The sequence below is a fragment of the Arthrobacter sp. B1I2 genome (assembly GCF_030816485.1).
Taxonomy (GTDB): domain Bacteria; phylum Actinomycetota; class Actinomycetes; order Actinomycetales; family Micrococcaceae; genus Arthrobacter.
Genome location: NZ_JAUSYC010000001.1, coordinates 1,541,130 through 1,568,125, shown reverse-complemented (window position 1 = coordinate 1,568,125; position 26,996 = coordinate 1,541,130). Strand labels below are relative to the sequence as shown.

Sequence of the window (26,996 nt, the reverse complement as noted above, 5' to 3'; positions counted from 1 at the left end):
CCGGGGACCTTTCGCTATGCCCCATTGGGCGGCTCTCAGTGCGCACCAGTTTTCCGTGCCTCACGAACCGCCGCTTCCGCCCCCGATTTCCAGGGCTCACCGTGGCCGGGCAGCAGCGTGGTCGCTCCCGTTGCGGCGATGGCGTCCAGCGATGCCAGCGCCTGCCCGGTGTCCTTGGTTGCAGCGGAGGCTACAATCTGCGGACCGGCCTTCCCGGTGTAGGGGTCCAGTGTCACCAGCGCGTCGCCAGTAAAGAGGACGCCGCGGTCCGGCAGGTGCAGGATGCAGTGCCCGTCCGTGTGGCCGGGAGTATGGACGACGGCGGGACGGCCCGTGAGTGCGTCCGCCACGCCGGCGCCCAGCGGCTTGGTTTCGGAGATGCCCTTGACTGCCAGGGCACCTGCCATTGCCATGCTGCCGAGCCGGGGCAGGGACTTGGGGTGGGTGAAGGGGTAGAGGAAGCGGTTGCGTTGCGGCTTGTAGCGGTAGGGGTGGGCTGCCAGCCGGGCGTCCTCCGCGTGCACCAGCACCGGGATCCCCCACTGCCGGTGGGCCCTCAGTGCGAACCCCACGTGGTCGAAGTGCCCGTGGGTTAGGACCAGGGCTTTGACGTCCTGCGGGCGCCGGTTCCGTTCCTCCAGGAGCTGGGTGAGCATGGGCCACATGCTTGGAAGACCGGCGTCCACCAGGGTCACGCCGTGGTCATCCTCGATCAGGTAGCAGTTGACGTTGGCGTGCGTAATCACGTGGATGCCGTCTGCGACGTTGGGGATGATCATGCCGGGACTCCATTCGGGTGGGTGAAGTACTTTGGTCACTGTCCAATGGACGTACCCAGCACTGAAGGACCTAAAGCCGTCGCGTGAGATGTGATGCGCTTGCTGGCCCACCGTCCCTTTACAGCGTGGACGCCTGGTGCCGGGGAGCCGCGATGGATCCCCGGGGCACCAGCGGGCAGTTCAGAATGGTCGGGTGACGTGCCATGAGTGAAAGGTCGGATTTCCCCTCGACGGCGTCTATCAGGTGTTTGGTGGCCCAAGCACCCATCTCGTAGTGCGGCAAGGCCACGGTGGTGAGGCCCGGGTACAGGTTGGCGGCGATCAGTTCCTGGTCATCGAAGCCGACGACTGAAAGGTCAGTGGGGATGGCGAGCCCCAACTCCGCAGCGGCGCGGTAGGCTCCCATCGCCATGCGGTCGTTGTAGCAGAACAAGCCAGTGGGCCGGTCGCCGCGGGCCAGGATCCGCAGTGCGGCTTCGTAGCCGCCCTGCGCTTCGGAGACCTCCGACTGGACAGGTGCCGCGTCGCCGTCGAGCCCTGCTTCAGTCAGTGTGGCCCGGAAGGCCTGAAGCCGCTGCCGTGTCGACGGCACGTCAGCTGTGTTGTTGATGAAGCCCATCCGGGTGTGGCCCGCTTCAAGGAGCGCGCCCACGGCGGCGCGCGCTCCCCCCTCTTCGTTCGGGATTACGGCGGTGATGTCTCCGCCGATGGCCACCGAGTCGACCAGGATGGAAGGCACGCTGCCGAGGTTTGCCGGCAACTCCACGTTCCGGTGGTACATGGTGGCATAGAGGATTCCATCCACCCGGCGTTCCAGAAGGGCCTCGACGTCGGCCTGCCGGGATTCGAGGCTGGCTGAGCCGGAAGTGTTGATGACCATGAGGTTGTACCCGCGCTCCCTGGCGGCCTCATCCGCGCCGAGGATGATCCTTCCGGCGTGGGGAGTGGTGGCGATATCCTCGCTGACCAGGCCCAGCATGCCGGTCCGCTGGGTGCGGAGCGCCTGGGCCAGACGGTTCGGTCCATACCCCAACTGCTCCGCCGCAGACCGAACCTTGTTCCGGGTTTCCACGCTTACCCTGGCATAGGACACCTCGTTGAGGACGTGCGAAACCGTGGTGGCGGACACGCCGGCAGCCACGGCTACGTCCTTAATGCCGATGTTCCTGTTGCTCATCTGTCTCCGACGTCCTCATGGTTGGTGCTGCCGCTGGGGGGTACCAGTAGGCTACTCGTTGCTGTTCACACCTTGACGGCGCTGAGCGTCATGCGGCGAGTCAGGAAGCGGCGGGCAGCACCAGGAGGTACCCGGCCGGGAGACTGCTGCTCCAACGGCGTGGTTCCCGGACAACGAACTGCGTGGCCAGCTCCTCCGGCGTGAGCATGCTGTTGGGAACAGGCGATGGCCCCCACTGCCCGCTGCCGTACGGGTACAGCGGGTCAAGGACGCGGATGCCGGTCACCGAGAAGTCAGCGAACTGCCGGGGGTCGCCGAGCGATTCGAACCCGCTCATCACCCATGCGTGCCGGCCGCTCCACATCACCAGCCCCACCGGCCTGCCGGTTTCAGTGATGGCACGGGCCGCCGTCTTCACAGCTTCCCCATAGTCGCCGATACTGACCACCCGGTACGGCCCCATTCCCGATTCCGTGAGCACCTGCGCCCAGCCAAAGGGGTTGGCACCGTTAAAGGAGTCAGAGGAACGGGCGCGGGCCATCTCCCACAGTTCACCCTGCTGAGCCCGGTCAGCCCAGGTGCCGCCTCCCGTGTCGTCAATGAGGTTGTGCGCCATCTGGATGCTCGCCGCCACACACCAGTCGAAGGTGTACTGCGGAACGAAGTCCCCCTCCCGGTACAGGTTGAGGGTGAACGGCTGGGGTACGGGGGCGGCAGCGAAAGCCGGGGCCTGGGTGGGGGCTGGCGTCGGAGTTGGCGTCGGGGTCGGAGTCGCAGATGCAATCGGAGCCTGCGGTGCAGCAAGGGCTGTACCCGCCGCGGCTGAAGCGGTTGCGGGTGAGGCCTCTTCAGATGCAGCAGCCGTCGAGGCGGGAGCGGTGGCAGCCTCCTGAATACCCACCACAGGAACGCAGGCCGTAAGGAACCCCGCGAACGCGACGAGCCAAGCCAGAAGGCGCAGACGGGCACCGGTCATGCTCACTCCCATCAATTCCTCTAGCGCGGGTTTGCTGCTATCAGTCTCCTGCCCAGGGCTCCCCTTGACTACCCCACCCGACCTTCCCTACACTTTTCATAAAGCAGAATCTAAATTCCACAAAGCGGAAACGGTAACGAAGCCGGAAGCAAAGGAAGATAGATCTAAGCCCCTCCCCGGAAGGACCTACGATGACGTACACAGTGAACTGCTCCATCCTCCTCACGGAGCTGCCCCTGCTCCAGCGCCCCGCCGCCGCAAAGGCAGCAGGCTTCGATGCCGTCGAGTTCTGGTGGCCCTTCGAAACCTCAGTCCCGGCGGACAGCGAAATCACAAAGTTCGAGAACGCCATCACGGACGCAGGCGTACAGCTCACCGGCCTGAACTTCAACGCCGGCAACATGCCCGGCGGCGACCGCGGCCTGGTCTCCTGGAAGGGACGCTGCTCCGAATTCAAGGACAACATCGACGTCGTCGCCGGGATCGGCGGGCGCCTGGGCTGCAAGGCCTTCAACGCCCTCTACGGCAACCGGCAGGACGAATTCACCGCCGAAGAACAGGACGAGCTGGCCGTCAAAAACCTGGCCGCAGCGGCCGAAGGCGTCGCCCGGATCGGCGGCACCGTCCTTCTTGAACCGGTCAGCGGTGCACCCAGGTACCCGCTCCTCACCGCCGATGACGCACTTCAGGTCATCGCCCGCGTCAAGGCGGAAGCCGGCGTCGGGAACATCAAGCTCCTCGCCGATTTCTACCACCTGGCCGTCAACGGCGACGACGTCGCGTCCGTCATCGAGAACCACGCCAAGGACTTCGGCCACATCCAGATTGCCGACAACCCCGGCCGCGGCGCACCCGGCACCGGCGCCCTCCCCCTCGGCGAATGGATCGCCCGCAGCCGCGAACTCGGCTACGAGGGCTACATCGGCCTCGAGTACAAGGAACCGCAGGAAACGGCCTTCAGCTGGGCCATCCGCGACCGCGTCAGCCAGTAGTCCGTTAGCCCAACCGGGTAACACCAACTGTCGTTTTGAGCCCTCAAAACGACATCTATTGCGACCTGGTCGGGTCAGATCACCACATACTTTTAGAAAGAGAACCATCATGAGCAACGTTGCAGTTATCGGACTCGGAATCATGGGCCTGCCCATGGCCATCAACCTGGTCAAAGCCGGCCACACCGTCACCGGCTTCAACCGCAGCCAGGACAAGATCGACAAGCTCGTCTCCGAAGGCGGCAAGGGCGCCTCGAGCATCGCGGACGCAGTCAAGGATGCCGACGTCGTCATCACCATGGTGCCGGACTCCCCCGACGTCGAGGGCGTAGTCAGCGGCAAGGACGGCGTCTTCGCCAACGCCAAACAGGGCGCCCTGTGGATTGACGCCTCCAGCATCCGCCCCGACGTCGCCGTCCGCCTTGCAGCAGAGACCAAAGAAGCCGGCCTCCGCCCCCTGGACGCACCGGTCTCCGGCGGCGAACAGGGCGCCATCGACGCTGCCCTATCCATCATGGTGGGCGGCGACAAGGCAGACTTCGACGCCGCCCAGGACGTCCTCAACGCCGTCGGCAAAACCATCGTCCATGTGGGCCCCTCCGGCTCCGGCCAGACCGTCAAGGCAGCCAACCAGCTGATTGTCGCCGTCAACATTGAGGTCCTCGGCGAGGCCATCGCCTTCCTGGAGGCCTACGGCGTGGACACCGACGCCGCCCTCAAGGTCCTCGGCGGCGGCCTCGCCGGCTCCAAGGTCCTGGACCAGAAGGGCCAGAAGATGCTGGACCGCAACTTCGACCCCGGCTTCCGCCTGGCCCTGCACAACAAGGACCTGGGCATCGTCACCTCCGCCGCGCGCGAAGCCAGCGTCGCCATCCCGCTCGGCGCCGTCGTCGCCCAGCTCGTCGCCGCCACCGTCAACCAGGGCGACGGCGCACTGGACCACTCCGGACTCTTCAAGCAGGTCCTCCAGCTCAGCGGCCGCGAGTAACCGAGCCGCAAGCAAACCACCCCCACCTCGAAGTTTTTGGGCAGATAACACGACCTGAGAGCCCTCTAAGTCCCGGTATCTGCCCAAAAACTCCCTTCAGCACACCCAAAAACAGACTTCCCACGCTTTCAAGGAGCACCCCATGAGCAAGATGCGTACCGTTGATGCAGCGGTGGCCATCCTGGAAAAGGAAGGCGCCATCGAGGCGTTCGGCCTGCCAGGCGCCGCGATCAACCCCTTCTATTCCGCGATGCGCGCCCACGGCGGCATCCGCCACACCCTGGCCCGCCACGTTGAAGGTGCCAGCCACATGGCGGACGGCTTCAGCCGCGCCAAGGACGGCAACATCGGCGTCTGCATCGGCACCTCCGGCCCCGCCGGCACGGACATGATCACCGGGCTCTACGCAGCCTGGGCCGACTCCATCCCCATGCTGTGCGTTACCGGCCAGGCCCCCGTGGCCAAGCTGCACAAGGAAGACTTCCAGGCCGTGGACATCGAGTCCATCGCCAAGCCCGTTACCAAGATGGCCATGACCATCCTGGAGCCCGGCCAGGTTCCCGGTGCCTTCCAGAAGGCGTTCCAGCTGATGCGCTCCGGCCGCCCGGGCCCCGTGCTGCTGGACCTGCCAATCGACGTGCAGCTCGCCGAGATCGAATTCGACATCGACGCCTACGAGCCCCTCGCCGTCGAGAAGCCCAGGGCCTCACGCAAGCAGCTGGAAAAGGCACTGGACATGCTCCTCGCCGCCAAGCACCCGCTGATCGTGGCCGGTGGCGGCATCATCAACGCCGGCGCCTCCGCGCAGCTGGTGGAACTGGCCGAGACCCTGAACGTTCCGGTCATCCCCACCCTGATGGGCTGGGGCACCATCCCGGACGACCACCAGTTGATGGCCGGCATGGTGGGCCTGCAGACCTCCCACCGCTACGGCAACGAGAACTACCTCCAGAGCGACTTCGTGATCGGCATCGGCAACCGCTGGGCCAACCGCCACACCGGCGGACTGGAGACCTACACGGCCGGCCGCAAGTTCGTGCACATCGACATCGAGCCCACGCAGATCGGCCGCGTTTTCTCCCCGGACCTGGGCATCGCGTCCGACGCCGGCGCGGCGCTGGCCGGGCTGGTTGAGCTCGCCAAAGAGCGGAAGGCGGCAGGATCCCTGCCGGACTACAGCGCCTGGGTTGCCGAGTGCCAGGACCGCAAGGCCAGCCTGCACCGCAAGACGCACTTCGAGAACATCCCCATCAAGCCGCAGCGCGTGTACGAGGAGATGAACCGGGCCTTCGGCCGCGACACCATCTACGTGTCCACCATCGGCCTGTCCCAGATTGCCGGCGCGCAGATGCTGCACGTTTTCGGGCCGCGCAAGTGGATCAACGCCGGCCAGGCCGGTCCGCTGGGCTGGACCGCACCGGCGGCCCTCGGCGTCGTCCGCGGCAAGCCGGACGAGACCGTGGTTGCCCTGTCCGGCGATTACGACTTCCAGTTCATGATTGAGGAACTGGCCGTGGGCGCGCAGTTCAACCTGCCGTACATCCACGTGGTGGTGAACAACTCCTACCTGGGCCTGATCCGCCAGTCCCAGCGCGGCTTCAACATGGAACAGAACGTGTCCCTGGCGTTCGAAAACGTCAACAGCGCGGACTTGTCCGAAAACGCACGCGGCTACGGCGTGGACCACCTCAAGGTGGCTGAGGGCCTGGGCTGCAAGGCCGTCCGGGTGGAGGACCCCAACGACCTGGCCGCCGCGTTCGACAAGGCCAAGGCCCTCATGGGCGAGTTCCAGGTGCCCGTGGTGGTGGAAGTGATCCTGGAAAAGGTCACCAACATCTCCATGGGTGTGGAAATCAACGCCGTAAACGAGTTCGAGGAACTGGCACAAACCGCCGCAGACGCACCCACCGCCATCCTGGCCCAGCAGGCATAACCATGCGCGTGGTTATTGCCCCGGACAAGTTCAAGGGATCACTGTCAGCCCCAGAGGTCTGCTCGCACCTTGAGAAAGGCCTGCAGCGCGGCGCCGGCGGAAACCTGGACGTGGTCCGGATTCCGGTAGCCGACGGCGGCGAGGGCACCCTTGATGCTGCCGTCGGCTCCGGCTTCACCCGCCGCACCGCAACGGTGACCGGACCTGCGGGCCAGCCGGTGGAAGCCGACTTCGCCGTCCGGGGCCACGAAGCGGTCATCGAGATGGCCGCCGCCTCCGGCCTGGCGCTGCTGCCCCAGGTCCAGGCTGGCGGCAGGCCTGATTCGGCAGCAGCCACAAGCGCCACCAGCCTGGGCACCGGCGAGCTGATACGTGCGGCCCTGGATGCCGGTTGCCGCCGGATCATCCTGGGCGTGGGCGGCAGCGCCAATACCGACGGCGGAGCGGGGCTCCTACAGGGACTGGGCGCCAAATTCCTGGACAGCACGAACAACGAACTCCCACTGGGCGGGGCGGCGCTGGCCAACCTGCGCAGTATCGATTTCACCGGCTTCGAACCACGCCTGGTGGACACGCGCTTTGTCCTGGCATCCGACGTCGACAACCCGCTACTGGGCGCGCAGGGCGCTGCGGCGGTTTTCGGCCCGCAGAAGGGTGCCACACCACAAGACGTCGGCATGCTCGACGCCGCCCTGGCCAGGTTTGTCGAAGTCCTGGCCAGGGAGATCGGATTCCGCGCGGTCAAGGCTGCCGGCGCTCCCGGAGCCGGGGCAGCCGGCGGCGTGGGCTACGCAGCCATCGCCGTCCTGGCCGCGACGCGGCGGCCGGGCATCGACGTCGTCCTTGAATTCACGGCATTGGAGCAGAAGCTGGCCGGCGCAGACCTGGTGATCACCGGCGAAGGCAGCCTGGACGAGCAAAGCCTGCTGGGAAAGACCCCCATGGGCGTGGCCCGGGCGGCCGCCGGCCAGGGAGTTCCGGTGATCGCAGTCTGCGGGCGGACCACCCTGGACCAAGACCAGGCCGCGGCCGCAGGATTCGAGCGGGTCCACGCTTTGACCACGCTCGAAAGCGATGTAAACAGGTGCATAGCAGAGGCAGGACCGCTGCTGGAGCAGCTGGGCACCCAGATCAGCGCGGAGCTCGCGGCCCACAGGCCCGGCACCGCACGTACCAAGGAGGACCTCCGTGTCTGAAGAACGTTTCGACCTCGTCATCCGGGGCCAGCGCATCCTCACCACCGCCGGCATCGCACCCCGTGAGGTGGGCGTCCGCAACGGAAAAATCGTCGCCATCGAGCCGCTGGGCAACGGCCTGGCCAGCGCCGAAGTCATCGAGCTCGCCGACGACGAAACCCTGTTGCCCGGCCTGGTGGACACCCACGTCCACGTCAACGAGCCCGGCCGCACCGAGTGGGAAGGCTTTGCCTCCGCCACCCGCGCCGCCGCGGCCGGTGGTGTGACCACCATCATCGACATGCCGCTGAACTCCGTCCCGCCCACCACCACGGTGGAGAACCTCAAACTCAAGCGCGAGGTGGCCGAGGACCAGGCGTTCATCGACATCGGGTTCTGGGGCGGTGCCATCCCCGGCAACAAGGCAGACCTGCGCCCGCTGCACGACGAGGGGGTCTTCGGCTTCAAGTGCTTCCTCCTGCACTCCGGCGTGGACGAGTTCCCGCACCTGGACGCGGACGAGATGGAGGAGGACATGGCGGAGCTGAAGTCCTTCGATTCGCTGATGATCGTCCATGCCGAGGACTCGCACGCGATCGACCGCGCCCCGCACCCAGGCGGTGACCACTACTCCACCTTCCTGGCCTCCCGCCCCCGCGGCGCCGAGAACAAGGCCATTGCGGAGGTGATCGAGCGGGCCCGCTGGACCGGTGCGCGTGCGCACATCCTGCACCTGTCGTCGTCGGACGCCCTGCCCATGATCGCCTCCGCAAAGCGCGACGGCGTGAAGCTCACCGTGGAAACGTGCCCGCACTACCTCACGCTGATGGCCGAGGAAATCCCGGACGGCGCCACCGCCTACAAGTGCTGCCCGCCCATCCGAGAGGCCTCCAACCGGGAGCTGCTGTGGCAGGGCCTGCTGGACGGGACCATCGACTGCATCGTCTCGGACCACTCCCCCTCCACCCTGGACCTCAAGGACCTGGAAAACGGCGACTTCGCTGTGGCCTGGGGCGGCGTCTCCTCGCTGCAGCTGGGCCTGTCCCTGATCTGGACCGAGGCACGGCACCGCGGCATCCCGCTGGAACAGGTGGTGTCCTGGATGGCCGAAAAACCTGCCGGCCTGGCCCGCCTCACCAACAAGGGACAGCTGGCCCTGGGCTACGACGCCGACTTCAGCGTCTTCGCCCCGGACGAGGCGTTCGTGGTGGACGTGTCCAAGCTGAAGCACAAAAACCCCATCACCCCCTACGACGGCAAGGCCCTCTCCGGCGTGGTCCGCAAGACCTTCCTCCGCGGCGCCGCAGTGGACGGCCAGACCCCAACGGGCAGGCTGATCCGCCGCGGCGGCGTCTAAGGACGCGCCATGGCAGTGGAAGCCCACTATCCGGGGGCGGGGGCGCGGCCAGTACTTGTTCCACACAAGGCGGCTGCACGCGGACTGGCCGTGTGGGTGGTTCCCGGCGAAGGCACCAGCCCCGAACTGCTGGCCCGCGCCGCCCAACTGGTCCTTGCCCGGGCCTTACAGACTGCTCCGGAGGCGGAAGTCCATTGGCCTGCCGCCGGAGCCCCCACGTCCGGGGTCTCCGCCGCAGTGGAAGGAGCCGCAGACCACTCCTCCCGCACTCCTTCCGCGGCGGAGAACCCCGGCGCTCCCACCCAGGCACGCGGCGAGGACGACGGCGGCACCCGCCTGCCGCCGTCGGCCGGCCCCGTCAGCCGGGTCGCCGTGGACCTCGCCGCCGACACCGTCCTGCTGGACGGCAAGCCGGTGTCCCTGACCGGCGTCGAATACAAAGTGCTGCGTTACCTGGTGACCCATCTGTCCCGGACGGTGGGCCGCGGGGAACTGCAGGAGTTCCTGGAGTCGCTTGATTTTCCCGGCGCCACCGCAAGATCCATCGACGTGTACGTGGGCAGGATCCGGAAGAAACTGGGCAACGCCCGCCATGCCGTGGCCACTGTACGCGGCGGCGGGTACCGGTTTGTGCCGGGTCCGCACGCGGCCGTTCGTGGACCGGCGGAATACTGCATATGACGCGCTGGTTTGTATCACTAAGCGGCAACCCGCTTCACTTGATGTTTGGCCATCACTGACCGAGTCTTACAAAGGAACGCCATGAGCCCCACCCTGACCACCAAGCTTCAGCCCGGCACCCCGGCGCCTGAGTTCACCCTCCGGGACGCCCAGGGCCGGGAGACCTCCTTGGCCGATTACCGTGGCAAGAACGTCATTGTCTACTTCTACCCGAAGGCCGCCACCCCCGGCTGCACCACCGAGGCCTGCGACTTCCGCGACAGCCTGGCCTCCCTGCAGGGCAAGGGCTACGAGGTGGTTGGAGTCTCCCCCGACGCCCAGGAAGCCCTGGCCGGCTTCACCGGCGACTTCTCCCTGACCTTCCCGCTGCTCTCCGACCCCGACCACACTGTGGCCCTGGCCTACGGTGCCTGGGGCGAGAAGCTCGTCAACGGGGAAATCCACGAAGGAATCGTCCGCTCCACTGTTGTGGTGGACGCCCAGGGATACGTCACGCTCGCCCAGTACCAGGTGAAGGCTGACGGCCACGTCGCAGCCCTGAAGGAAGCACTGGGCGTCTAAGACGATCCACCTCCTGCAGGCTTCCCCGGACGCTTCCGCACCTGCTGCGGGAGCGTCCGGGCGTTTAGCCGCCAGCCTTCACTTCTGCCGGCACCTGGGCATATGAATCCGAGACCCGGCGGTAAACCGGAGTCAGGAAGGCCAGCAGGGCGGCCGCGATCATGATGATGCCGGCCACCAGGAACACCAGGGCGATGCCGCGGGAGGTGCCCTCGCCCAGCAGCGGCGCCAGGCGGGCGGCGCCGTCCGCGGATCGTGCATAGGGAATGATCCAGAACTGGGCGATGGGGGCGATAAGGAACGCAGTGACGGGTGCCGCGGCTGACTCGAATGCCATGGCGAAGCCGAAGACCCGGCCCTGCCGCTGCAACGGCACCACCCGCTGGATGACGGTCTGCTCGGCCGCCTCCACGAACGGGACCAGCACCAGGTACAGCCAGATCCCCAGGATGTAGAGCCACGCCCACTCCCGCAGCGTGAATACCGCACCCAGCACTCCCATCGCCGCCACCGCAACCAGCAGCGTCCGCAAGGGATTGGCGCCGAGCCCGAACTTGCCAATCAGGGCACCGCCGATGACGAACCCGGTGGATCCGACCGCAAAGACGGCCCCCCACATCTCCACTGAGAACATTTCCAGCCCGTACGGATCCATCAGCGCCATGTAAACGCCGCCGATGAAGTTGTTGAACGTGGAAAACAGGATCAGCGCGAACAGCCCGGATATGGCCAGCACAGCCGCGAGCGAGCCCCGGAGGTCGAACCCGCCGTGGGCGTCCGTTGCCGCGGCGCGCACCTCCTCGGGCATCCGCAGGGTCAGCAGGTGGGCGAAGGCCAGCGCGGTGAGCACCAGCGCAACGGCGATGGTCCAGCCCATGCCCAGCAACCCGACTGACAATCCGGACAGCAGGGAGGTCACAATGAACATCAGCCCCTGCACCATCCCCACCAGCCCGTTGGCCTTGGCGCGGCGCTCCGGCTCGATGAGAATGGTGACGGTGGTGGACAGGGCAATGTTTCCGCAGGTTCTCCACCACGGCACCGATCAGGATGATGAGTGTGAAGATCCAGAACCACGGGTGCCCCAGGTCCAGCAGGGATGCGGCCGGCGTCAGCAGGAACATCACCCCGGACAGCACGAACATCACCAGTGTGAACCCGGCAGCGAACCGCATCACTGCCAGCTTGCGGTAGCGGTCCACGAATGTACCGAAGCTGATGCTGGAGAGGGCAATCAGCAGCATGTACGCGCCGCCCACCACCCCGGTGGCGATCACGTTGCGGGTCTCCAGGTACAACCAAAACGTCAGCGCGAACCACAGGTAGCTGGTGGTGATGTTGGCCAGGGCGGTGTTGACCAGGATGCCGGCGAAGGTGCGGGAGCGCTCTTCCGGGCTGCGCAGGGAGGTGCCGGCGGTATCTGGATCCGATGCGGCCTTGCCCGGCTCCTGCTCGGTCATGCGTCCCAGTGTAGTGGGGCCGCTACAGGTGCCAACAGGGTGGAAACTAAGCTGATCGGGAGGGCATGCAACTCCAACAAACGACGAAAGGACGGGCATGGGCCACCGGACTTCGGAAGACAGGATTGACCCCCGCCTCTTGCTGCTGTTGACTTCGGTCTTCAGTACAGGCCACGACGCGACCATGGAATTGACCGCTGTGGTTGACGGGATCGTCATCTCCGGTTCGGTCGTGTCAGAGCCCGCGTGGACCCGGCGGCAGAATGACCAGGTCCGGATCGGAAGCCCGGCAGTTGCCACCGCCCTCGACTCCATGGAACCCGGGGCGGACGAAGCCAGTACGGCTGCCCAGCCACGGTACATCCATTTCTTGGGGCCCGTCCTGCTTTCAGGAGGTGTCCGGGTGCCCCTCCAGGCAACCAGGGTTGATGTCCGCAAGGTCGCGGCCTGGAGCATCGGCAGGATGCCGGAAGACTAGGATGGCCGCATGGCCATTGAGGTGCGTCCGGGCACGAACTTCGACGACGTCCGGACCCTGGTGGGGCCCAAAAGGGCGGATGCCACCGTCTGCTGGTGCCTGAGCTACCGCATCCCTGCCAAGCAGAACGTCTCCCTTCGGGGTGAAGAGCGCGGGGAGCTGGTCAGGCAGTTGGTGGCCCAGGATCCCCCTCCCGGTGTATTGGCGTACGACGGCGGCGAACCAGTTGGGTGGGCAGCGGTCCATCCACGTGCGGACACGAGCTTTGCCCGCAACCGAAGAATTCCCTGCGTGGACAACCAGGACGTGTGGTCGGTGTGGTGCCTCCGCGTCCGTCCTGGCCACCGCGGCAAAGGCATCTCGCACTACCTTCTGTCAGGCGCCGTGGACATGGCCCGCTCCTATGGGGCCCCCGCCATCGAGGGCTATCCCGTGGACAACAAGGGCAGCAGGGTGGACCTCACCATGGCCTATGTGGGCACCCGGAAGCTGTTCGAGGACGCCGGTTTTACCAAGGCCGCGGACACACTATCGGTGTTGAACGGCTTCCCCCGGGTGCTCATGCGGCTGGAGCTGTCATGACCGGCGCGGTTTTGGATGCGGTCCTCGCTGAACTGTCAATGCTTGATGACCCCAATGTGCGTGAGGCCAACCAGAAGCGCGGGGACGACCACGGCGTCAACCTCACGCGGCTTCGGGAGATCGCCAGGCGGTGGAAGACGCAGCAGGAAATTTCCCTGGACCTCTGGGCTACCGGCGATACGGCGGCGCGGTTGCTGGCAGCGTTGATTTGCCGTCCGAAGGAGTTTGAAGTGGATGAGCTGGACACCATGCTGTGCCAGTCACGCGCTGACCGGCTCGGAGTCCTTAAGGACTACCCCACGCCGCCCAAGTGCACATCGCCGTACGCGCGTGCGTGGATCAACGAGATGGTCAGCCGGCAGCAACGGGCCTAATCCCAGCCGATATGTGACTGGCTTGTGAAAGGTTACTTCCGGCGCCAGTACTTGCCCCAGTCAACTTCCATGGCCCACAGCGCCAAAAGCAACGCGTCCATGGTCATCAGACCCGCCAAAAGGTATGCCCAACCCGCCAAAGAACCCACTGCAATCTCCTGACTATCCCCAGCCAATCGATTGCTGCTAAGTGTGGCACTTAGAGCGCGGGTACGGAATGCCCTCCACCGGCAGATTTGAAAAGGATTGCAAACCTGTGGTGCGCTTCGGTTTCGAGCTTGAGCCGGCGGGTCAGCTTTTCCACATGCCGTGAAATGTCGGCACCCACCTGAAGCCGGTCACCGGGCCAACTGGACACCTCCCGCGATTCCGCGAGGGCGTGCTCCAGTTCCCTCGCCGCTGCGCGTACCTTCCGTGAGTGGAAGTAGAGGCGAAGCAGCGCCCTGGCTTTCTCCGCTCCCTTGCTTTTCATCTGTTCCATTGGCTTCCCCGCCTTCCGCATGCCGTGCAGCATCCGGTGGGGGTCGTCGTCGTACCTTGCCCCGGAAAGCTGCTGCGTTCCTTCGAGTGTGACCGGCGTTCCTCAACGTCCCGGCAAGCAGATGCCAAGATTTCCGCAAGATCTGCTGAGTGCCGCAATCCAGTTGGCGGAAAGGGCGGGCAACAATTACCGTCAGCGAAGTCACCGGAAACTGTGAACCCTGCGACATGCCCCGTGCGCCTTAATACGGTAGAAGTAGAGCTATGGTCTCTCCCCCCGAACCCCGCCGCGCTGTGGTCATTGAAGATGACCCGGACATCCGGGGACTGCTGGTCCGCGTCCTGGCGAAGCAGGGCTTCGACGTGACCCAGGCCGGCGCCGGGCTGCCGGGTATTGAGGAAGTCCGCCGCACCAGGCCGGACCTGGTGACCCTGGACCTCAACCTGCCGGACCTCGACGGGCTGGAGGTGTGCAAGCTCCTGCGGGAGTTCTCGGACGCGTTCATTGTGATGCTCACCGCCCGCGCTGACGAACTGGACAAGCTGACCGGCCTGGACAACGGTGCCGACGAATACATCAGCAAACCCTTCAGCCCGCGGGAACTGCAGTCCCGCATCAATGCGCTGTTCCGGCGCAGGCCCTCGGCCGCCGCCGAATCCGCTGCCCGGGGTGAACTGGAACGCGCCACCGAAGTGCAGCAAAGCCTCCTGCCCAAGGAAGATATCCGGGTGGACGGTTACGACGTCGCCGGCCTCTTCCGCCCGTCCCGCAGTGTGGGCGGTGACTTCTACGATTGGTACCAGACGCCCGGGGGGCTCCACCTCACGTTCGCTGACGCCATGGGCAAGGGCATGGGCGCCGCGCTGATCGCGGCAACGGTCCGCGCCGTAATGCGCTCCACCGGCCTGCGGCAGGACCTCGACGCCGGCTTCGCCTCCGCCAGCAAGGCGATCGCCAGCGACCTCGACTCCTCCAATTCCTTCGTCACCCTGTTCCATGCCCGCCTGGACGCGGCGTCCGGCAAGGTCAGCTATGTCGACGCCGGGCATGGGCTTGCGCTGCACGTCCAGCCCGCCGGGCCGGCGGACCGCCTCCCCTCCGGAGGACCGCCGGTTGGCGCCTGGCCTGGGACGCAGTGGCCGCAGGCGGGGCTGGAGCTGGCCCCGGGCGATTCGCTGGTGGTGGTCAGCGACGGCGTGCTGGACGTGTTCGAGTCCGTGGAGGACTTCACGGACGCTGTCCAGCAGGCAACGCAGTCGGCAGGTTCGGCGCACGAGGCCAGCAACTCCATCCTGGCCCTGGCCCCCGCGGAGACCGCTGAAGACGACGTGACGGTGGTTGTCGTCCGCCGGCTCCCCGCGGAAGTGGCGGCATGACCCGCTTCTGGACCCGCCTGGTGGTTGTCCTGACGGTCCTGACCGGGCTGAACTACATCGCATGGCGCTGGATGGCATCCCTGAACTGGGACGCCTGGTGGATCGCCCTGCCCCTGGTGGTGGCCGAAACCTACAGCTTCATCGACGTCATGCTCTTCGGCATGACGGTGTGGAAACTGAAGATCCGCAAACCCGCTCCCGCCCCGCCGCACGATGCCACCGTGGACGTCTTCATCACCACCTACAACGAAGACCTGGACATGGTGGTGACCACGGCGCTGGCGGCACAGAAGATCAGGCATCCGCACAGCACCTGGATCCTGGACGATGGCGCCCGGCCCGAACTGAAGGCTCTGGCGGAACAGCATGGCCTGGGCTATGTCACCCGCAGCGGGGACTGGACCAAGGACCTCCCCCGGCATGCGAAGGCCGGCAACCTCAACAACGCCCTCATGGTCACCCACGGCGAGTTCCTGCTGATCCTGGATGCGGACCAGATTCCCGAGCCGGACATCCTGGAAAAGATCCTGGGCTACTTCAACAACCGCCGCCTGGCCCTGGTCCAGACGCCCCAATACTTCAGCAACGTGCCCGCGGATGATCCGCTCGGCAGCCAGGCGCCGCTGTTCTACGGCCCCATCCAGCAGGGCAAGGACGGCTGGAACGCCGCCTTCTTCTGCGGCTCCAATGCCATCCTGCGCCGCGAGGCCCTGATGCAGCTTGGCCTGGTGGGCTACGTCAAGGAAACCGAGAAAAGCATCCGCCGCGCACTGGCCGCATCCCGGGCAGCCATCAGGCAGGCCCGCAAGTCAGCGGATGTGGAGTCAACGCTGGTGGCGGAGGTCCTCGACGAGGTGGAGGCAGCCACCCGCGAAGCCCAGGAGGAGGTGGACGCCGGCAGGCCCCTTAGCGAGGTGACATACCGGGTCCGCCGCCGTGTGGACACCGCGGTCCAGACCCTGGTCCAGGCCGACGTGGCCGCCCTGCAGGCGGACCTCGAAGAGATCGCCGCCATGGAACTGGCCCACGTGGGCGAGTCAGGCGTCCCGGTGGTGGCGGACGACGCCGTCCGGCGCATGTCCGCCCGCGACTGGTCGCCGCTGGGCGCCCTGGAATCCGTGCAGGCCGTCCTGGATGCGCTGACCGTGGAACGCAGCGACGAGGCCCAGCCGGTGATGCCGCTGGCCACCATCTCCGTCACCGAGGACATGGCCACCGCCATGCGCATGCACGCCATGGGCTGGGAGAGTGTCTACCACCACGAGATCCTTGCCTACGGCCTGGCGCCGGAGGACCTGAAGACCATGCTGACCCAGCGCCTTCGCTGGGCACAGGGGACCATCCAGGTACTGCTCCGGGAGAATCCGCTGGTGCAGAAGGGCCTGAAGCTCGGCCAGCGCCTAATGTACTTCGCCACCATGTGGACCTACCTCAGCGGCTTCGCGGCGGTCATCTACTTCTCGGCCCCCATCATCTACCTGCTGCTGGGCATCCTGCCGGTCAGCAGCCTGAGCTGGGACTTCTTCATCCGGTTCATCCCGTTCATGGTGGTCAACCAGCTGTTGTTTGCCGTGGCCGGCCGCGGCATCCCCACCTGGCGCGGGCAGCAGTACAGCCTGGCGCTGTTCCCCACCTGGATCAAGGCATGCACGACGGCGGCCCGCAACGTGTGGTTCGGCCGTCCCCTGGGGTTCGCGGTCACGCCCAAGGCGCGCCAAAGCGGCGGACCCAGCTGGAGCCTTATCCGGCCCCAGATGGTGGTGTCCGTCCTGCTGGCTGTCGCCGCCGTCGTCGGACTCATCCGACTGGCCGCCGGGCTGGCCGAACCGCTGGGCACCCTGGTCAATGTTGTCTGGGTGGTCTTTGACCTGGTGGTCATGAGCATCCTGGTCCGCGCTGTGCTCTACAAGGGGTACCAACCGGCCGCAGAACCTGCAAACAGAGAGGAATCCTGATGGAGTTCAGTTACGAGGTCAAAGATTCGTATGCGGAGGTCAAGGCGGACGGGCGGCTCAATATGGTCTCCGCACCCAAGCTGCGCGAATTCGTGACAGACGTGATCGCCGGGGGATCCAACCGGATCGTGGTCAACCTGGAAAGGACCGCCTTCATGGACTCCTCCGGCCTTGGCGCCCTGATCGGTTGCCTCAAAGCCGCCCGCCAGGCCGGCGGCGACCTGCGGATCGCAGCGGTGCAACCGCAGGTGAACATGGTCCTGAAGCTGACCAGCATGGACAAGGTCCTCACCGCGTACCCCACCGTGGAGGAGGCGTTCAGCAATGACTGAGGTGCTGGCGTCGCGCAGCTTCCGGGGACCGGCTGCCGAGGACGCCGTCGAGGCGGTCCACAACGACCTGGACAGCCTGTGGCTCGACGTCCCGTTCGTCAACGACATGGACCAGATGACGTTTACCACCGCGGTCATCGAGTCCGCGTCCAACATCGTCCAGCATGCGCAGCCATCCGGGGAGCGGGAGGTGGAGCTGGGCGTGGAAACCACCGTGCAGCCCGCGCTGCTGCAGGCCCGGGTCAGCGCCTACTACGCCAAGCCCCCCTTCGGCCTTATGGATGCTTCCACCCCCGACGACGATTCCGAGTCCGGCCGCGGCCTCGCCCTCATCGAGGCGCTTGTCACGACCGTGACCTTTGAGCGCCAGGACGGCACCAATACCTGGGTGCTGTCCAGGACGTCCTCCCAGGATTGAGGGTTCCTGGTAACCGCTTGACACTGCCGGACGGCTGCACTTCAATATTACGTATGCTGAAATAACAGTTCCATGATGCGGAAGCCTCTTTGTGGTGTTCCATGAATGGGCGCCGGGCTTTCCGGCCTCCGCATAGCCGTCGCCATGGATGCCAGCATGACCACCGAGGACTACGCCAGCATGAAGCTTGCCGAATTCAATACCGCGGATCCCGCCGCGGCCCAGGCCACCCTCCGGCCCTGCATCGATGTCAGCCGCTGGGTGGAGGCGGTGGCCGGGGCACGGCCGTACGCCACCCGCGAACAGCTCCTGGACTTCGCCACCCAGGCAGCCAGCCCCTTCACCCATGCGGAAATCGAAGCTGCCATGGCCCACCATCCCAGGATCGGGGAACGCCCGACGGCGGCCGGCACCGAGGCGTCCATGTCCCGTTCCGAACAGGCCGGGGTGGACCCGGCGGATGCTGCGGCAGCGGAGGCGCTCGCCCGGGGAAACCGGGAGTACGAGGAGAAGTTCGGCCGCGTCTTCCTGATCCGGGCAGCCGGACGCACCGCGCCGGAGATCCTGCAGGCCCTGAACCAGCGGCTCGCCCACTCCCCCAAAGAAGAAGACACCATCGTGGCCCAGCAGCTGCGTGAAATTGCCGTACTGCGGCTCGAAGGACTGATCAGCGAATGAGCGTCTCCCACGTCACCACCCACATCCTTGACACCGGTGCCGGGCGCCCGGCGGCGGGGGTCGCCGTCGTCCTTTTGAAAAACGACGGCGGCACCTGGCGGAAGCTGGCAACCTCCAGTACGGACGCGGACGGCCGGGCCAAGGACCTGGGGCCGGAGCAGCTGGAACCCGGGAACTACAAACTGAACTTCGCCACGGGCAAGTACTACGCCGGGCTGCAGACGCAGACGTTTTTCCCGGAAGTGGACCTGGTCTTCGAGGTCACCGGCCCCGAGCACTACCACGTGCCCCTGCTCCTGAGCCCGTTCGCATACTCCACGTACCGCGGCAGCTAGCGGTTTCGGCTGCCATCGCCCAGCCGCCCTGCCCCAATGTCACGGCCATCACATTAACCGGCATAGGATCAGGAAGTATGGCCTCGAATAAAGATATTGAATCCGATACCGATGCGGAAGGCGGACAGTCCGGCGGCGTGCAGTCCGTGGAGCGAGCCCTGACCGTCTTGCAGATCCTGGCACGGGAGGGGCATGCGGGCGTGAGTGAAATAGCCGAGGAAATGGGGATCCACAAGTCCACCGTGTCCCGGCTGATGGGTTCGCTGGTCACCCGCGAGATGGTCCATCAAAACAGTGAACGGGGCAAGTACCAGCTCGGTTTTGGAATTCTTCGCCTGGCCAGCTCCATTCCCGGCCGCCTGAGCCTGGTCCGCGAGGCAAGGCCCGTTCTGGAGAGCCTGGCGGAAGAGTTCAAGGAAACCGTCAACCTGGCTGTCTTGCGCTCCAATTACGCCGTGAACGTGGACCAGGCCATGGGTCCCTCCACCCTGGCCACCTACGACTGGGTGGGAAGCCTGACCCCGCTGCACGCTACCTCCAGCGGCAAGGTCCTCCTGGCGGCACTGGAGGCGGACGACCGGGACCGAATCCTGAAGGAGACGGGCCTGACTGCCCGCACCGCCCGCACCATCACCTCCCGCAGGGAACTGGACGCACAGCTGCTCGAGGTAGCGGCCAAGGGGTACGCGGTGGTGCGGGAGGAATTCGAGATCGGCCTGAATGCCGTGGCCGTGCCCGTCTACAACCACCAAGGCGTCGTGATCGGTGCCCTCAGCATTTCCGGGCCGGCATTCCGGTTCGATCCGGAGAAGATCCCGGGCCTGCTGGAAACCCTCAAGGACGCGGGACTCAAAGTCAGCGCCAACATGGGTTACACGCAGCGCTGAAAGCCCCCAGAGTCAACACGGCAATGACCCGGGTTCGTTGGGACCTGGGGTCATTGCCCTTTTAACGGCGGCCTGCCCCTCTTCTTAACGGCGGCCTGCCCCTCTCCGCCCGCCTGAAGAATCCCTTTTCGCCGCGCCTGGTGCCCTTGACTTTGAAAGTGACGTACAGCACTCTTGTTGCTTAGCGCGAACTCTGTTGATCTTTGTGGAACACCTCCCCATGGGGCTTAAGGCCCTGACCCCGCTGGCGACCAGGCGGCAATCCCTCCGCGGATGGCGCTGCCCACAGCCAGCATTAAACGCAAGCCCATGGACTAGCCAAAGGACCCGCTTTCATGGCCATTACCAGTGACCTGAGCTCCGCCAAACCAAAAGTGCCGCCTTCAGGGGACATTCCCCCCGAGCCGCTGGACACCTATCAAGAGGAAGTGGCAACGGCCCCTCCTGCCGTCAACGAACACGAGCAGATCCTGGAGGAACTGCGGCAGAGCAACAGGGAGCAGGCCGTCTCCCAGCGCCGCAACCGGAAGCTGACGCTGGACAAGGCGACGTTCGGCATCACCGGCGCCATCGCACTGGCGTTCGTGGCATGGGGATTCCTCGACAAGGACGGCCTGGCCACCACTTCCAAGGACGCCCTCGACTGGGTCATGGAGTACACGGGCTGGCTCTTCATGGTCCTCGCCTCCCTGTTCGTCGTCTTCGTCCTGTGGCTGGCCCTAGGCAAGTTCGGCAACATTCCGCTCGGCAAGGACGGCGAGAAACCCGAGTTCCGCACGGTGTCATGGATCGCCATGATGTTCGCCGCCGGAATGGGCATCGGCCTGATGTTCTATGGGGTGGCCGAGCCGCTGTACCACTTCGTCTCTCCCCCGCCCGGCACCGTTGACGGCCGGACCCCCGCAGCCATCCAGACGGCCATGGCCACCTCGATCTTCCACTGGACCCTGCACCCGTGGGCCATGTACGCGGTGGTGGGCATTGCCATGGCCTACGGCACCTACCGGCTGGGCCGCAGGCAACTGATTTCCGCTGCCTTCACCTCCTTGTTCGGCATCAGGACCGTAGAGGGGCCGGTGGGCAAGGTCATCAACATCCTGGCCATCTTCGCCACCCTGTTCGGCACCGCCGCGTCACTGGGCCTCGGCGCCCTGCAGATTGGCAGCGGTTTCACCTCCAACGGCTGGACAGGCGAGATCGGAACGCCCGTGCTCGTGGGCATCGTGGCGATCCTGACAGCGTGCTTCATCGCGTCCGCCCTGTCCGGCATCAGCCGCGGAATACAGTGGCTGTCCAACGTCAACATGGTCCTGGCGGTGGTCCTTGCCCTCATCGTGTTCGTGGCGGGCCCCACTCTTTTCATCCTCAACCTCATCCCCTCGGCGGTCGGCGACTACTTGCGCGACCTGGCCGAAATGTCCTCCCGTACTGAGGCCGTAGGCGACGAGGCGCTCCGGACCTGGATGTCCGGCTGGACCATCTTCTACTGGGCCTGGTGGATTTCCTGGACGCCCTTCGTGGGCATGTTCATCGCCCGGATCAGCCGGGGCCGGACCATCCGGCAGTTCGTCACCGGCGTACTGCTGGTTCCCAGCATTGTCAGTGTCATCTGGTTCGGCATCTTCGGCGGAACCGCCTTCCATATCCAGCAGGAAGCGGACAAGGCCGGCACACCTGGCCTGATGACCGTCACCGACGGCAAGGCAACCATCGATTTTGACGGCGCCCTGTTCAACCTGGTAAAGAATCTCCCCCTGCCCGCGTGGATGATTGCGGCCGTGATCGTCCTGGCCATGGTCCTAGTGGCAATTTTCTTTATCACGGGCGCCGACTCCGCCTCCCTGATCATGGCGTCGCTGAGTTCCAACGGCAGTTCCGACCCCAAGCGTGCGCTGGTAATTTTCTGGGGTGCCCTCACCGGTGCCGTGGCCGCCGTCATGTTGCTGGCGGGCGGTGACCAGCCCTCCGAAGCGTTGTCAGGCCTGCAGCGGATCACCATCGTCGCGGCCTTGCCCTTCGTCATCGTCATGCTGTTGCTCTGTTTCGCCATCACCAAGGACCTGCGCAGGGACCCCCTCTCCCTGCGCCGCCGGCTGGCGGACTCCGTGGTGGAACGGGCTATCCGGACCGGCGTTGAGCAGCACCGCGGTGTCCAGTTTGAGCTTGTGACGAAGCATGAATGTGCCGAAGGATGCGCCCAAGGCACAAACTGCATCGGCACGGGTCCCGGCGTGGAAGATCCGGAGCCGGAAAAGGCAGCCATGCGGTAGCAGTATGGAATGGATGGAGCCCCGGCGCGGGAAGCGCCGGGGCTCCATGGTTATTGCCTGCATTGAGAGCTCCAGCTCCCAGGGCGCCGGGGGGCTAAACCCAGATTTGGTAGCCGGATGACTTGTCGAAGATGCGCCGGGTGCTGATGCCCTCGGCGGCTATCCAGAGCACCGAGCCGTCCTCCGCAGCCTGGTCCACCACCCCGCTGGCTACGTGCTCCCCATGCAGCCACACTTCGACGCTGCGGCCGGGCAGGCGCGCCCAGTCGGCCCGGAGGCCGAGAACCTTTTTCGACGCGCCGCCCTGGCCATCTTGTTCGCGGTTAAGGTCGGTGGCATCACGTGGGGCTTCAAGGGTTGCCTGGGAATTCACTGGTTACTCCGATCGCCGGCGCCGTCGCCGCTCGAGTCCATCGCTGATATTTGATTGATATATCAATCTGAATTCAGTGTATGGTCCACTTGACGCTCCGTGTCAACAGGCGCCCGGGGCGAAAGGCACTAGGCCTTGAAAAGCGCCTCCCGGACCGCGCTTTCGAATCCGCTCACGTGGACGCGGGCAAGCTCCGCAGCCCGCTCCTCATCCCCGTCGATAACGGCGCGGAGCAGATCGAGGTGTTCACGAACGTGATGGGACAGGTCCGGCAGCCGGTCAATGACCATGCACCAGATGCGCGTTGCCAGGTTGTCATAGCGAATCAGGATGTCTTCCAGGTGCGGGTTGGCGGCGGCGGCGTAAATGCCCTGGTGCACCCGGGCATCCAGCTGCAGCGTCTCCGTCACGGTCGCCGAGGACACGTCGAACGCCTCAACCTTTTCGAGCGTGGCACGCAGCTCGTCCCGGACCGCAGGGGAAGCCACCCGTGCGGCACGCGCCGCAGCGAGGGGCTCGAGCTGGGCGCGGATCTCCGAAATGTAGGAAAGGTCAGTCACGTCCACCCTGGTAGCGAAGGTGCCCCGGCGGGGATAGGTCTTCACCAGCCGGTCCAGTTCCAGCCGCTTCAGGGCTTCGCGCACTGGAGTGCGCCCCACACCTAGATTCTTGGCCAGGAGTTCGTCATTCAGCAGCTCTCCGGGTTTGATTTCAAGGGTCAGCAACCAGTCGCGGATGCTTTCGTAGGCAACGTCAGCCAGGGACTTCTTCCCCACGACGTCCGCCACCACCAAAGCTTCGAATGCCATGCTGAGCCCCTTCTTCCCAACCAGAAAAAACTATTGACCTCGCCTGTGGACCAGTATACGCTGGCACCCAATCTAATATATCAGTCTGTCGCTTTTGAATATATCTAGAAGGAGCAGGGTATGACCCTCATCGAAGCAGTCCCAGCAACCACCACCCTGCCGGCGCTCAAGGAAGAGCAGCCGCAGAAGTTCGTGCTGACCCTGTCCTGCAAGGAGCAGGCGGGAATTGTGCAGGCCGTAACCACGTTCCTGTTCGAGCGCGGCTTCAATATCGACGAGCACCAGCAGTTCGACGACAGCCTGCGCGAGACACTCCACCTGCGCACCGCGTTCTCCGGCTCCCCCAACTACACGCCTGCCATGCTCGAGGAAGAGTTCGCGGGCATCGCCAGCCGGTTCGACATGGAGTTCAGCTTCCACGACCAGACCCCCAAGCGCGTCCTGGTCATGGTGTCCAAGTTCGGCCACTGCCTGAACGACCTCATCTTCCGGTGGCGCGGCGGCAGCCTGGGCGGCGAACTGGTGGCAGTCGTTTCCAACCACGAGACCCACCGTGCGATGGCGGAAGCCGCCGGGCTCCCCTTCATCTACGTCCCCGTCACCCCAGACACCAAGGCCGATGCGGAGCGCCGGCTGCTGGAACTGGTGGATGAGTACGAGGCCGACCTCGTGGTCCTGGCCCGCTACATGCAGGTGCTCTCGGACGACCTTTGCCGGGCACTGGAAGGACGGGCCATCAACATCCACCACTCCTTCCTTCCCGGGTTCAAGGGCGCCCGCCCCTACCACCAGGCCTACGACCGCGGCGTCAAGCTGGTGGGCGCCACCGCCCACTACGTCACGGCAGACCTGGACGAGGGCCCGATCATCGAGCAGGAAGTCATCCGCGTGGACCACACCTATGGCCCGGCACAACTGTCCACCGTGGGCCAGGACGCCGAGGCGCTGGCCCTCTCCCGCGCCGTCCGCTGGCACTGCCAGCACCGGGTGCTTAAGGACCAGACCAGCACCGTGGTGTTCCGGTGAGCACCGGCGCGCCCGCAGACAGAACCCGTAAAGCAGCAGGAGAGACCCCCTTGGAATCATCGCCACGCATTGTCATTATCGGAGCCGGCATCGTCGGCACCAACCTCGCGGATGAACTCGTCACGCGGGGCTGGAACAATATCACCGTCCTTGACCAGGGACCGCTCAACATGCCCGGAGGATCCACCTCGCACGCCCCGGGGCTCGTCTTCCAGACCAACCCCTCCAAGTCCATGGCGCTGTTCGCCAAGTACACCGTGGAAAAGCTGCTGTCCCTGACTGAGGACGGAACCAGCTGCTTCAACCAGGTCGGCGGCCTCGAGGTTGCCACCACCGAAACCCGCCTCGCGGATCTGAAGCGCAAACTCGGCTACGCCCAGGCGTGGGGCATCGAGGGCTCCATCCTCACCCCGGCTGAGTGCAAGGAGCTCTACCCCCTCATCAATGACGAGGACATCCTCGGCGGCCTCCACGTTCCCAGCGACGGCCTCGCCTTGGCCGCCCGCGCCGTACAGCTCCTGATCAAGCGCACCGAAGCCGCCGGCGTAAAGTACATCGGCAACACCGAAGTGACGGGCATCGAACAGTCCGGCCGCCGGGTCACCGGTGTCCAGACCCCCGACGGCGTGATCCCGGCAGACATCGTCGTCTCCTGCGCCGGCTTCTGGGGTGCAAAGGTAGGCGAGCTGATCGGCATGTCCGTCCCGCTGCTGCCCCTGGCCCACCAGTACGTCAAGACCACCCCGGTCCCGGCACAGCAGGGCAAGAACGAACTGCCCAACGGCGCCCGGTTGCCCATCCTCCGCCACCAGGACCAGGACCTCTACTACCGCGAGCACGGCGACCGCTACGGCATTGGCTCCTACGCCCACAAGCCCATGCCCGTGGACCTGGACGAACTCGGCAGCTTCAAGCCGAACGAGATCAGCGAGCACAACATGCCGTCCCGGCTGGACTTCACCGTCGAGGACTTCCTCCCCGCCTGGGAGGCCACCAAGCAGATCCTGCCGGTCCTGCGCGAAAGCGAGATCGAGGACGGCTTCAACGGCATCTTCTCCTTCACCCCCGACGGCGGCTCCCTCGTGGGAGAGTCCAAGGAACTCGATGGCTTTTTCGTCGCCGAAGCCGTCTGGGTCACCCACTCGGCGGGCATCGCCCGCGCCGTCGCCGAACTCCTGGTGGACGGCAAGTCCAGCATCGACCTGGGCGACTGCGACATCCACCGCTTCGAGGACGTCCAGCTGACCCCCGAATACGTCAGCGAAACCTCGCAGCAGAACTTCGTGGAGATTTACGACGTCCTGCACCCGCTCCAGCCCAAGCTCTCCCCCCGCAACCTGCGCGTGTCCCCCTTCCATGCCCGGCACAGGGAACTCAGCGGCTACTTCCTCGAAGGCGCCGGCTGGGAACGGCCCTACTGGTTCGAGGCCAACGCCGACCTGCTCAAGGAAATGCCTGCTGAATGGCAGCCGCCGGCCCGCGACGCCTGGTCAGGCATGTTCAGCTCCCCGATCGCCGCTGCCGAGGCCTGGAAGACGCGCACCGCCGTGGCCATGTACGACATGACGCCCCTGAAGCGCCTCGAGGTTTCCGGACCTGGCGCCCTGAAGCTGCTGCAGGAACTGACCACTGCTGAAATGAACAAGAAGCCCGGAGCCGTCACCTACACGCTCCTGCTGGACGAGCAGGGCGGCGTCCGAAGCGACATCACCGTGGCCCGCCTGGACGAGCAGAGCTTCCAGCTCGGCGCCAACGGCAACATCGACACCGCCTACTTTGATCGGGCAGCCCGGCACCAGACAGCAAGCGGCAGCGCCGAAGACTGGGTCCAGGTCCGCGACACCACCGGCGGCACGTGCTGCATCGGCCTCTGGGGCCCGCTGGCCCGCGAGGTTGTCGGCGCGGTCAGCAGCGATGACTTCTCCAACGACGGGCTGAAGTACTTCCGGTCCAAGAACGTCGTCATCGGTGGCGTCCCCGTGACTGCCATGCGCCTGTCCTACGTCGGTGAGTTGGGCTGGGAACTGTACACCAGCGCCGACAACGGCCAGCGCCTCTGGGATGCGCTCTGGAAGGCCGGCCAGCCGTTCGGCGTCATCGCCGCCGGGCGTGCCGCGTTCAGCTCGCTCCGCCTGGAGAAGGGCTACCGCTCCTGGGGCACCGACATGACCACCGAACACGACCCCTTCGAGGCTGGCCTCGGCTTCGCGGTGAAGATGGCCAAGGAGAACTTCGTCGGAAAGGCGGCGCTGGAAGGCCGCACCGAGGAGAACTCCGCGCGGCGCCTGCGCTGCCTCACGGTCGACGACGGCCGCAGCCTGGTGCTGGGCAAGGAGCCTGTGTTCTACAAGGACCAGGCGGTTGGCTACGTCACCAGCGCTGCCTACGGCTACACGGTTAAAAAGCCGATCGCCTACTCCTACCTGCCCGCCGAGGTCTCCATCGGCGATTCCGTGGAGATTGAGTACTTCGGGCGCCGGGTAGTCGCCACGGTGACCCAGGACCCGCTGTACGACCCCACCATGACCCGGCTCCGCGGTTAG

At 65.6% G+C, this 26,996-nt stretch carries 26 protein-coding genes and 1 pseudogene; 20 read left to right on the top strand and 7 right to left on the bottom strand.

The genetic code is table 11. The features are described from left to right. Window positions 1–35 precede the first annotated feature (35 nt). The 3 genes from QFZ57_RS07275 to QFZ57_RS07265 all read right to left on the bottom strand — a co-directional run bounded on the left by QFZ57_RS07275 (window position 36) and on the right by QFZ57_RS07265 (window position 2,932). Window positions 36–779, bottom strand: coding sequence for an MBL fold metallo-hydrolase (locus QFZ57_RS07275; RefSeq protein WP_306899124.1), 744 nt, complete (start codon window positions 777–779; stop codon window positions 36–38). A 118-nt stretch (window positions 780–897) separates the two neighbouring features. Beyond that, window positions 898–1,956 carry a LacI family DNA-binding transcriptional regulator gene (locus tag QFZ57_RS07270; protein WP_306899122.1) on the bottom strand — a complete coding sequence of 353 codons (1,059 nt, stop codon included), beginning with the start codon at window positions 1,954–1,956 and terminating at the stop codon, window positions 898–900. A gap of 100 nt (window positions 1,957–2,056) precedes the next feature. Continuing rightward, window positions 2,057–2,932: a hypothetical protein gene (locus QFZ57_RS07265; RefSeq protein WP_306899120.1), complete on the bottom strand. Its 876-nt coding sequence runs from the start codon at window positions 2,930–2,932 to the stop codon at window positions 2,057–2,059. 191 nt (window positions 2,933–3,123) lie between these two features. Here QFZ57_RS07265 and QFZ57_RS07260 point away from each other — a divergent pair, with 191 nt between their 5' ends. The 7 genes from QFZ57_RS07260 to bcp all read left to right on the top strand — a co-directional run bounded on the left by QFZ57_RS07260 (window position 3,124) and on the right by bcp (window position 10,619). Then, the gene (locus QFZ57_RS07260) at window positions 3,124–3,924 is read left to right on the top strand and encodes a hydroxypyruvate isomerase family protein (protein ID WP_306899117.1); all 801 of its coding nucleotides are present in this window, start codon (window positions 3,124–3,126) and stop codon (window positions 3,922–3,924) included. A 58-nt stretch (window positions 3,925–3,982) separates the two neighbouring features. Next, window positions 3,983–4,912: a 2-hydroxy-3-oxopropionate reductase gene (locus tag QFZ57_RS07255; RefSeq protein ID WP_306899115.1), complete on the top strand. Its 930-nt coding sequence runs from the start codon at window positions 3,983–3,985 to the stop codon at window positions 4,910–4,912. Window positions 4,913–5,054: 142 nt separating this feature from the next. Beyond that, on the top strand, window positions 5,055–6,845 hold the full coding sequence (gene gcl, locus QFZ57_RS07250) for a glyoxylate carboligase (protein WP_306899113.1): 1,791 nt from the start codon (window positions 5,055–5,057) through the stop codon (window positions 6,843–6,845). Window positions 6,846–6,847: 2 nt separating this feature from the next. Further along, entirely contained in the window at window positions 6,848–8,041 is a 1,194-nt protein-coding gene (locus QFZ57_RS07245) for a glycerate kinase (RefSeq protein ID WP_306899111.1), read from the top strand. Then, complete coding sequence (gene allB, locus QFZ57_RS07240) at window positions 8,034–9,377, top strand: allantoinase AllB (protein WP_306899110.1); 1,344 nt, start codon at window positions 8,034–8,036, stop codon at window positions 9,375–9,377. Before QFZ57_RS07245 ends, allB begins: the two co-directional genes overlap by 8 nt. Window positions 9,378–9,386: 9 nt before the next feature. Continuing rightward, a complete protein-coding gene (locus QFZ57_RS07235; protein ID WP_306899108.1) occupies window positions 9,387–10,058 on the top strand; it encodes a winged helix-turn-helix domain-containing protein in 672 nt (223 codons plus the stop codon). Between the two features lie 81 nt (window positions 10,059–10,139). After that, window positions 10,140–10,619 carry a thioredoxin-dependent thiol peroxidase gene (gene bcp, locus QFZ57_RS07230; RefSeq protein WP_306899106.1) on the top strand — a complete coding sequence of 160 codons (480 nt, stop codon included), beginning with the start codon at window positions 10,140–10,142 and terminating at the stop codon, window positions 10,617–10,619. A gap of 64 nt (window positions 10,620–10,683) precedes the next feature. Here the strand turns inward: bcp and QFZ57_RS07225 are convergent. Beyond that, window positions 10,684–12,079 (bottom strand): annotated as a pseudogene (locus tag QFZ57_RS07225) (MFS transporter). A gap of 97 nt (window positions 12,080–12,176) precedes the next feature. Here QFZ57_RS07225 and QFZ57_RS07220 point away from each other — a divergent pair. Genes QFZ57_RS07220 through QFZ57_RS07210 form a run of 3 tightly spaced genes read left to right on the top strand, consistent with a single transcriptional unit; the run spans window position 12,177 to window position 13,513 of the window. Beyond that, window positions 12,177–12,557, top strand: a complete 381-nt coding sequence (locus QFZ57_RS07220) for a hypothetical protein (RefSeq protein WP_306899104.1) — start codon at window positions 12,177–12,179, stop codon at window positions 12,555–12,557. 9 nt (window positions 12,558–12,566) lie between these two features. Continuing rightward, window positions 12,567–13,139 carry a GNAT family N-acetyltransferase gene (locus tag QFZ57_RS07215; RefSeq protein WP_306899102.1) on the top strand — a complete coding sequence of 191 codons (573 nt, stop codon included), beginning with the start codon at window positions 12,567–12,569 and terminating at the stop codon, window positions 13,137–13,139. Next, window positions 13,136–13,513, top strand: coding sequence for a DNA alkylation repair protein (locus QFZ57_RS07210; protein ID WP_306899100.1), 378 nt, complete (start codon window positions 13,136–13,138; stop codon window positions 13,511–13,513). The genes QFZ57_RS07215 and QFZ57_RS07210 overlap by 4 nt, the downstream gene beginning before the upstream one ends. Before the next feature lie 199 nt (window positions 13,514–13,712). Here the strand turns inward: QFZ57_RS07210 and QFZ57_RS07205 are convergent, their stop codons facing one another. Further along, window positions 13,713–13,994 carry a hypothetical protein gene (locus QFZ57_RS07205; RefSeq protein WP_306899099.1) on the bottom strand — a complete coding sequence of 94 codons (282 nt, stop codon included), beginning with the start codon at window positions 13,992–13,994 and terminating at the stop codon, window positions 13,713–13,715. A 263-nt stretch (window positions 13,995–14,257) separates the two neighbouring features. Here QFZ57_RS07205 and QFZ57_RS07200 point away from each other — a divergent pair, with 263 nt between their 5' ends. The 8 genes from QFZ57_RS07200 (at window position 14,258) to QFZ57_RS07165 (ending at window position 22,245) form a co-directional block, all read left to right on the top strand. Next, window positions 14,258–15,370, top strand: a complete 1,113-nt coding sequence (locus QFZ57_RS07200) for a PP2C family protein-serine/threonine phosphatase (protein ID WP_306899097.1) — start codon at window positions 14,258–14,260, stop codon at window positions 15,368–15,370. Beyond that, a complete protein-coding gene (locus tag QFZ57_RS07195; RefSeq protein WP_306899095.1) occupies window positions 15,367–17,325 on the top strand; it encodes a glycosyltransferase family 2 protein in 1,959 nt (652 codons plus the stop codon). The genes QFZ57_RS07200 and QFZ57_RS07195 overlap by 4 nt, the downstream gene beginning before the upstream one ends. Further along, window positions 17,325–17,657, top strand: coding sequence for an STAS domain-containing protein (locus QFZ57_RS07190; RefSeq protein WP_306629767.1), 333 nt, complete (start codon window positions 17,325–17,327; stop codon window positions 17,655–17,657). Before QFZ57_RS07195 ends, QFZ57_RS07190 begins: the two co-directional genes overlap by 1 nt. Further along, window positions 17,650–18,075, top strand: a complete 426-nt coding sequence (locus QFZ57_RS07185) for an ATP-binding protein (RefSeq protein ID WP_306629766.1) — start codon at window positions 17,650–17,652, stop codon at window positions 18,073–18,075. The genes QFZ57_RS07190 and QFZ57_RS07185 overlap by 8 nt, the downstream gene beginning before the upstream one ends. A 180-nt stretch (window positions 18,076–18,255) precedes the next feature. Then, window positions 18,256–18,753, top strand: coding sequence for a 2-oxo-4-hydroxy-4-carboxy-5-ureidoimidazoline decarboxylase (gene uraD, locus QFZ57_RS07180; RefSeq protein ID WP_306901548.1), 498 nt, complete (start codon window positions 18,256–18,258; stop codon window positions 18,751–18,753). Continuing rightward, window positions 18,750–19,088 carry a hydroxyisourate hydrolase gene (gene uraH / locus QFZ57_RS07175; protein WP_306629765.1) on the top strand — a complete coding sequence of 113 codons (339 nt, stop codon included), beginning with the start codon at window positions 18,750–18,752 and terminating at the stop codon, window positions 19,086–19,088. The genes uraD and uraH overlap by 4 nt, the downstream gene beginning before the upstream one ends. A gap of 77 nt (window positions 19,089–19,165) precedes the next feature. Further along, window positions 19,166–19,975 (top strand): IclR family transcriptional regulator, encoded by an 810-nt coding sequence (locus QFZ57_RS07170; RefSeq protein ID WP_306629764.1) that lies wholly within the window; start codon window positions 19,166–19,168, stop codon window positions 19,973–19,975. 335 nt (window positions 19,976–20,310) lie between these two features. Further along, a complete protein-coding gene (locus QFZ57_RS07165) occupies window positions 20,311–22,245 on the top strand; it encodes a BCCT family transporter (protein WP_306899090.1) in 1,935 nt (644 codons plus the stop codon). A 94-nt stretch (window positions 22,246–22,339) separates the two neighbouring features. Here QFZ57_RS07165 and QFZ57_RS07160 read toward each other — a convergent pair whose 3' ends face one another. Together QFZ57_RS07160 and QFZ57_RS07155 are read right to left on the bottom strand one after the other, a co-directional pair. Then, a complete protein-coding gene (locus QFZ57_RS07160) occupies window positions 22,340–22,618 on the bottom strand; it encodes a hypothetical protein (RefSeq protein WP_306629762.1) in 279 nt (92 codons plus the stop codon). A gap of 128 nt (window positions 22,619–22,746) precedes the next feature. Then, window positions 22,747–23,427, bottom strand: a complete 681-nt coding sequence (locus tag QFZ57_RS07155; protein WP_306629761.1) for a GntR family transcriptional regulator — start codon at window positions 23,425–23,427, stop codon at window positions 22,747–22,749. A 120-nt stretch (window positions 23,428–23,547) separates the two neighbouring features. On the opposite strand from QFZ57_RS07155, the gene purU reads away from it, so the two are divergent. Both purU and QFZ57_RS07145 read left to right on the top strand, forming a co-directional pair. Next, entirely contained in the window at window positions 23,548–24,453 is a 906-nt protein-coding gene (gene purU, locus QFZ57_RS07150) for a formyltetrahydrofolate deformylase (RefSeq protein WP_306899088.1), read from the top strand. A gap of 50 nt (window positions 24,454–24,503) precedes the next feature. After that, window positions 24,504–26,996, top strand: coding sequence for a GcvT family protein (locus tag QFZ57_RS07145; protein ID WP_306899087.1), 2,493 nt, complete (start codon window positions 24,504–24,506; stop codon window positions 26,994–26,996).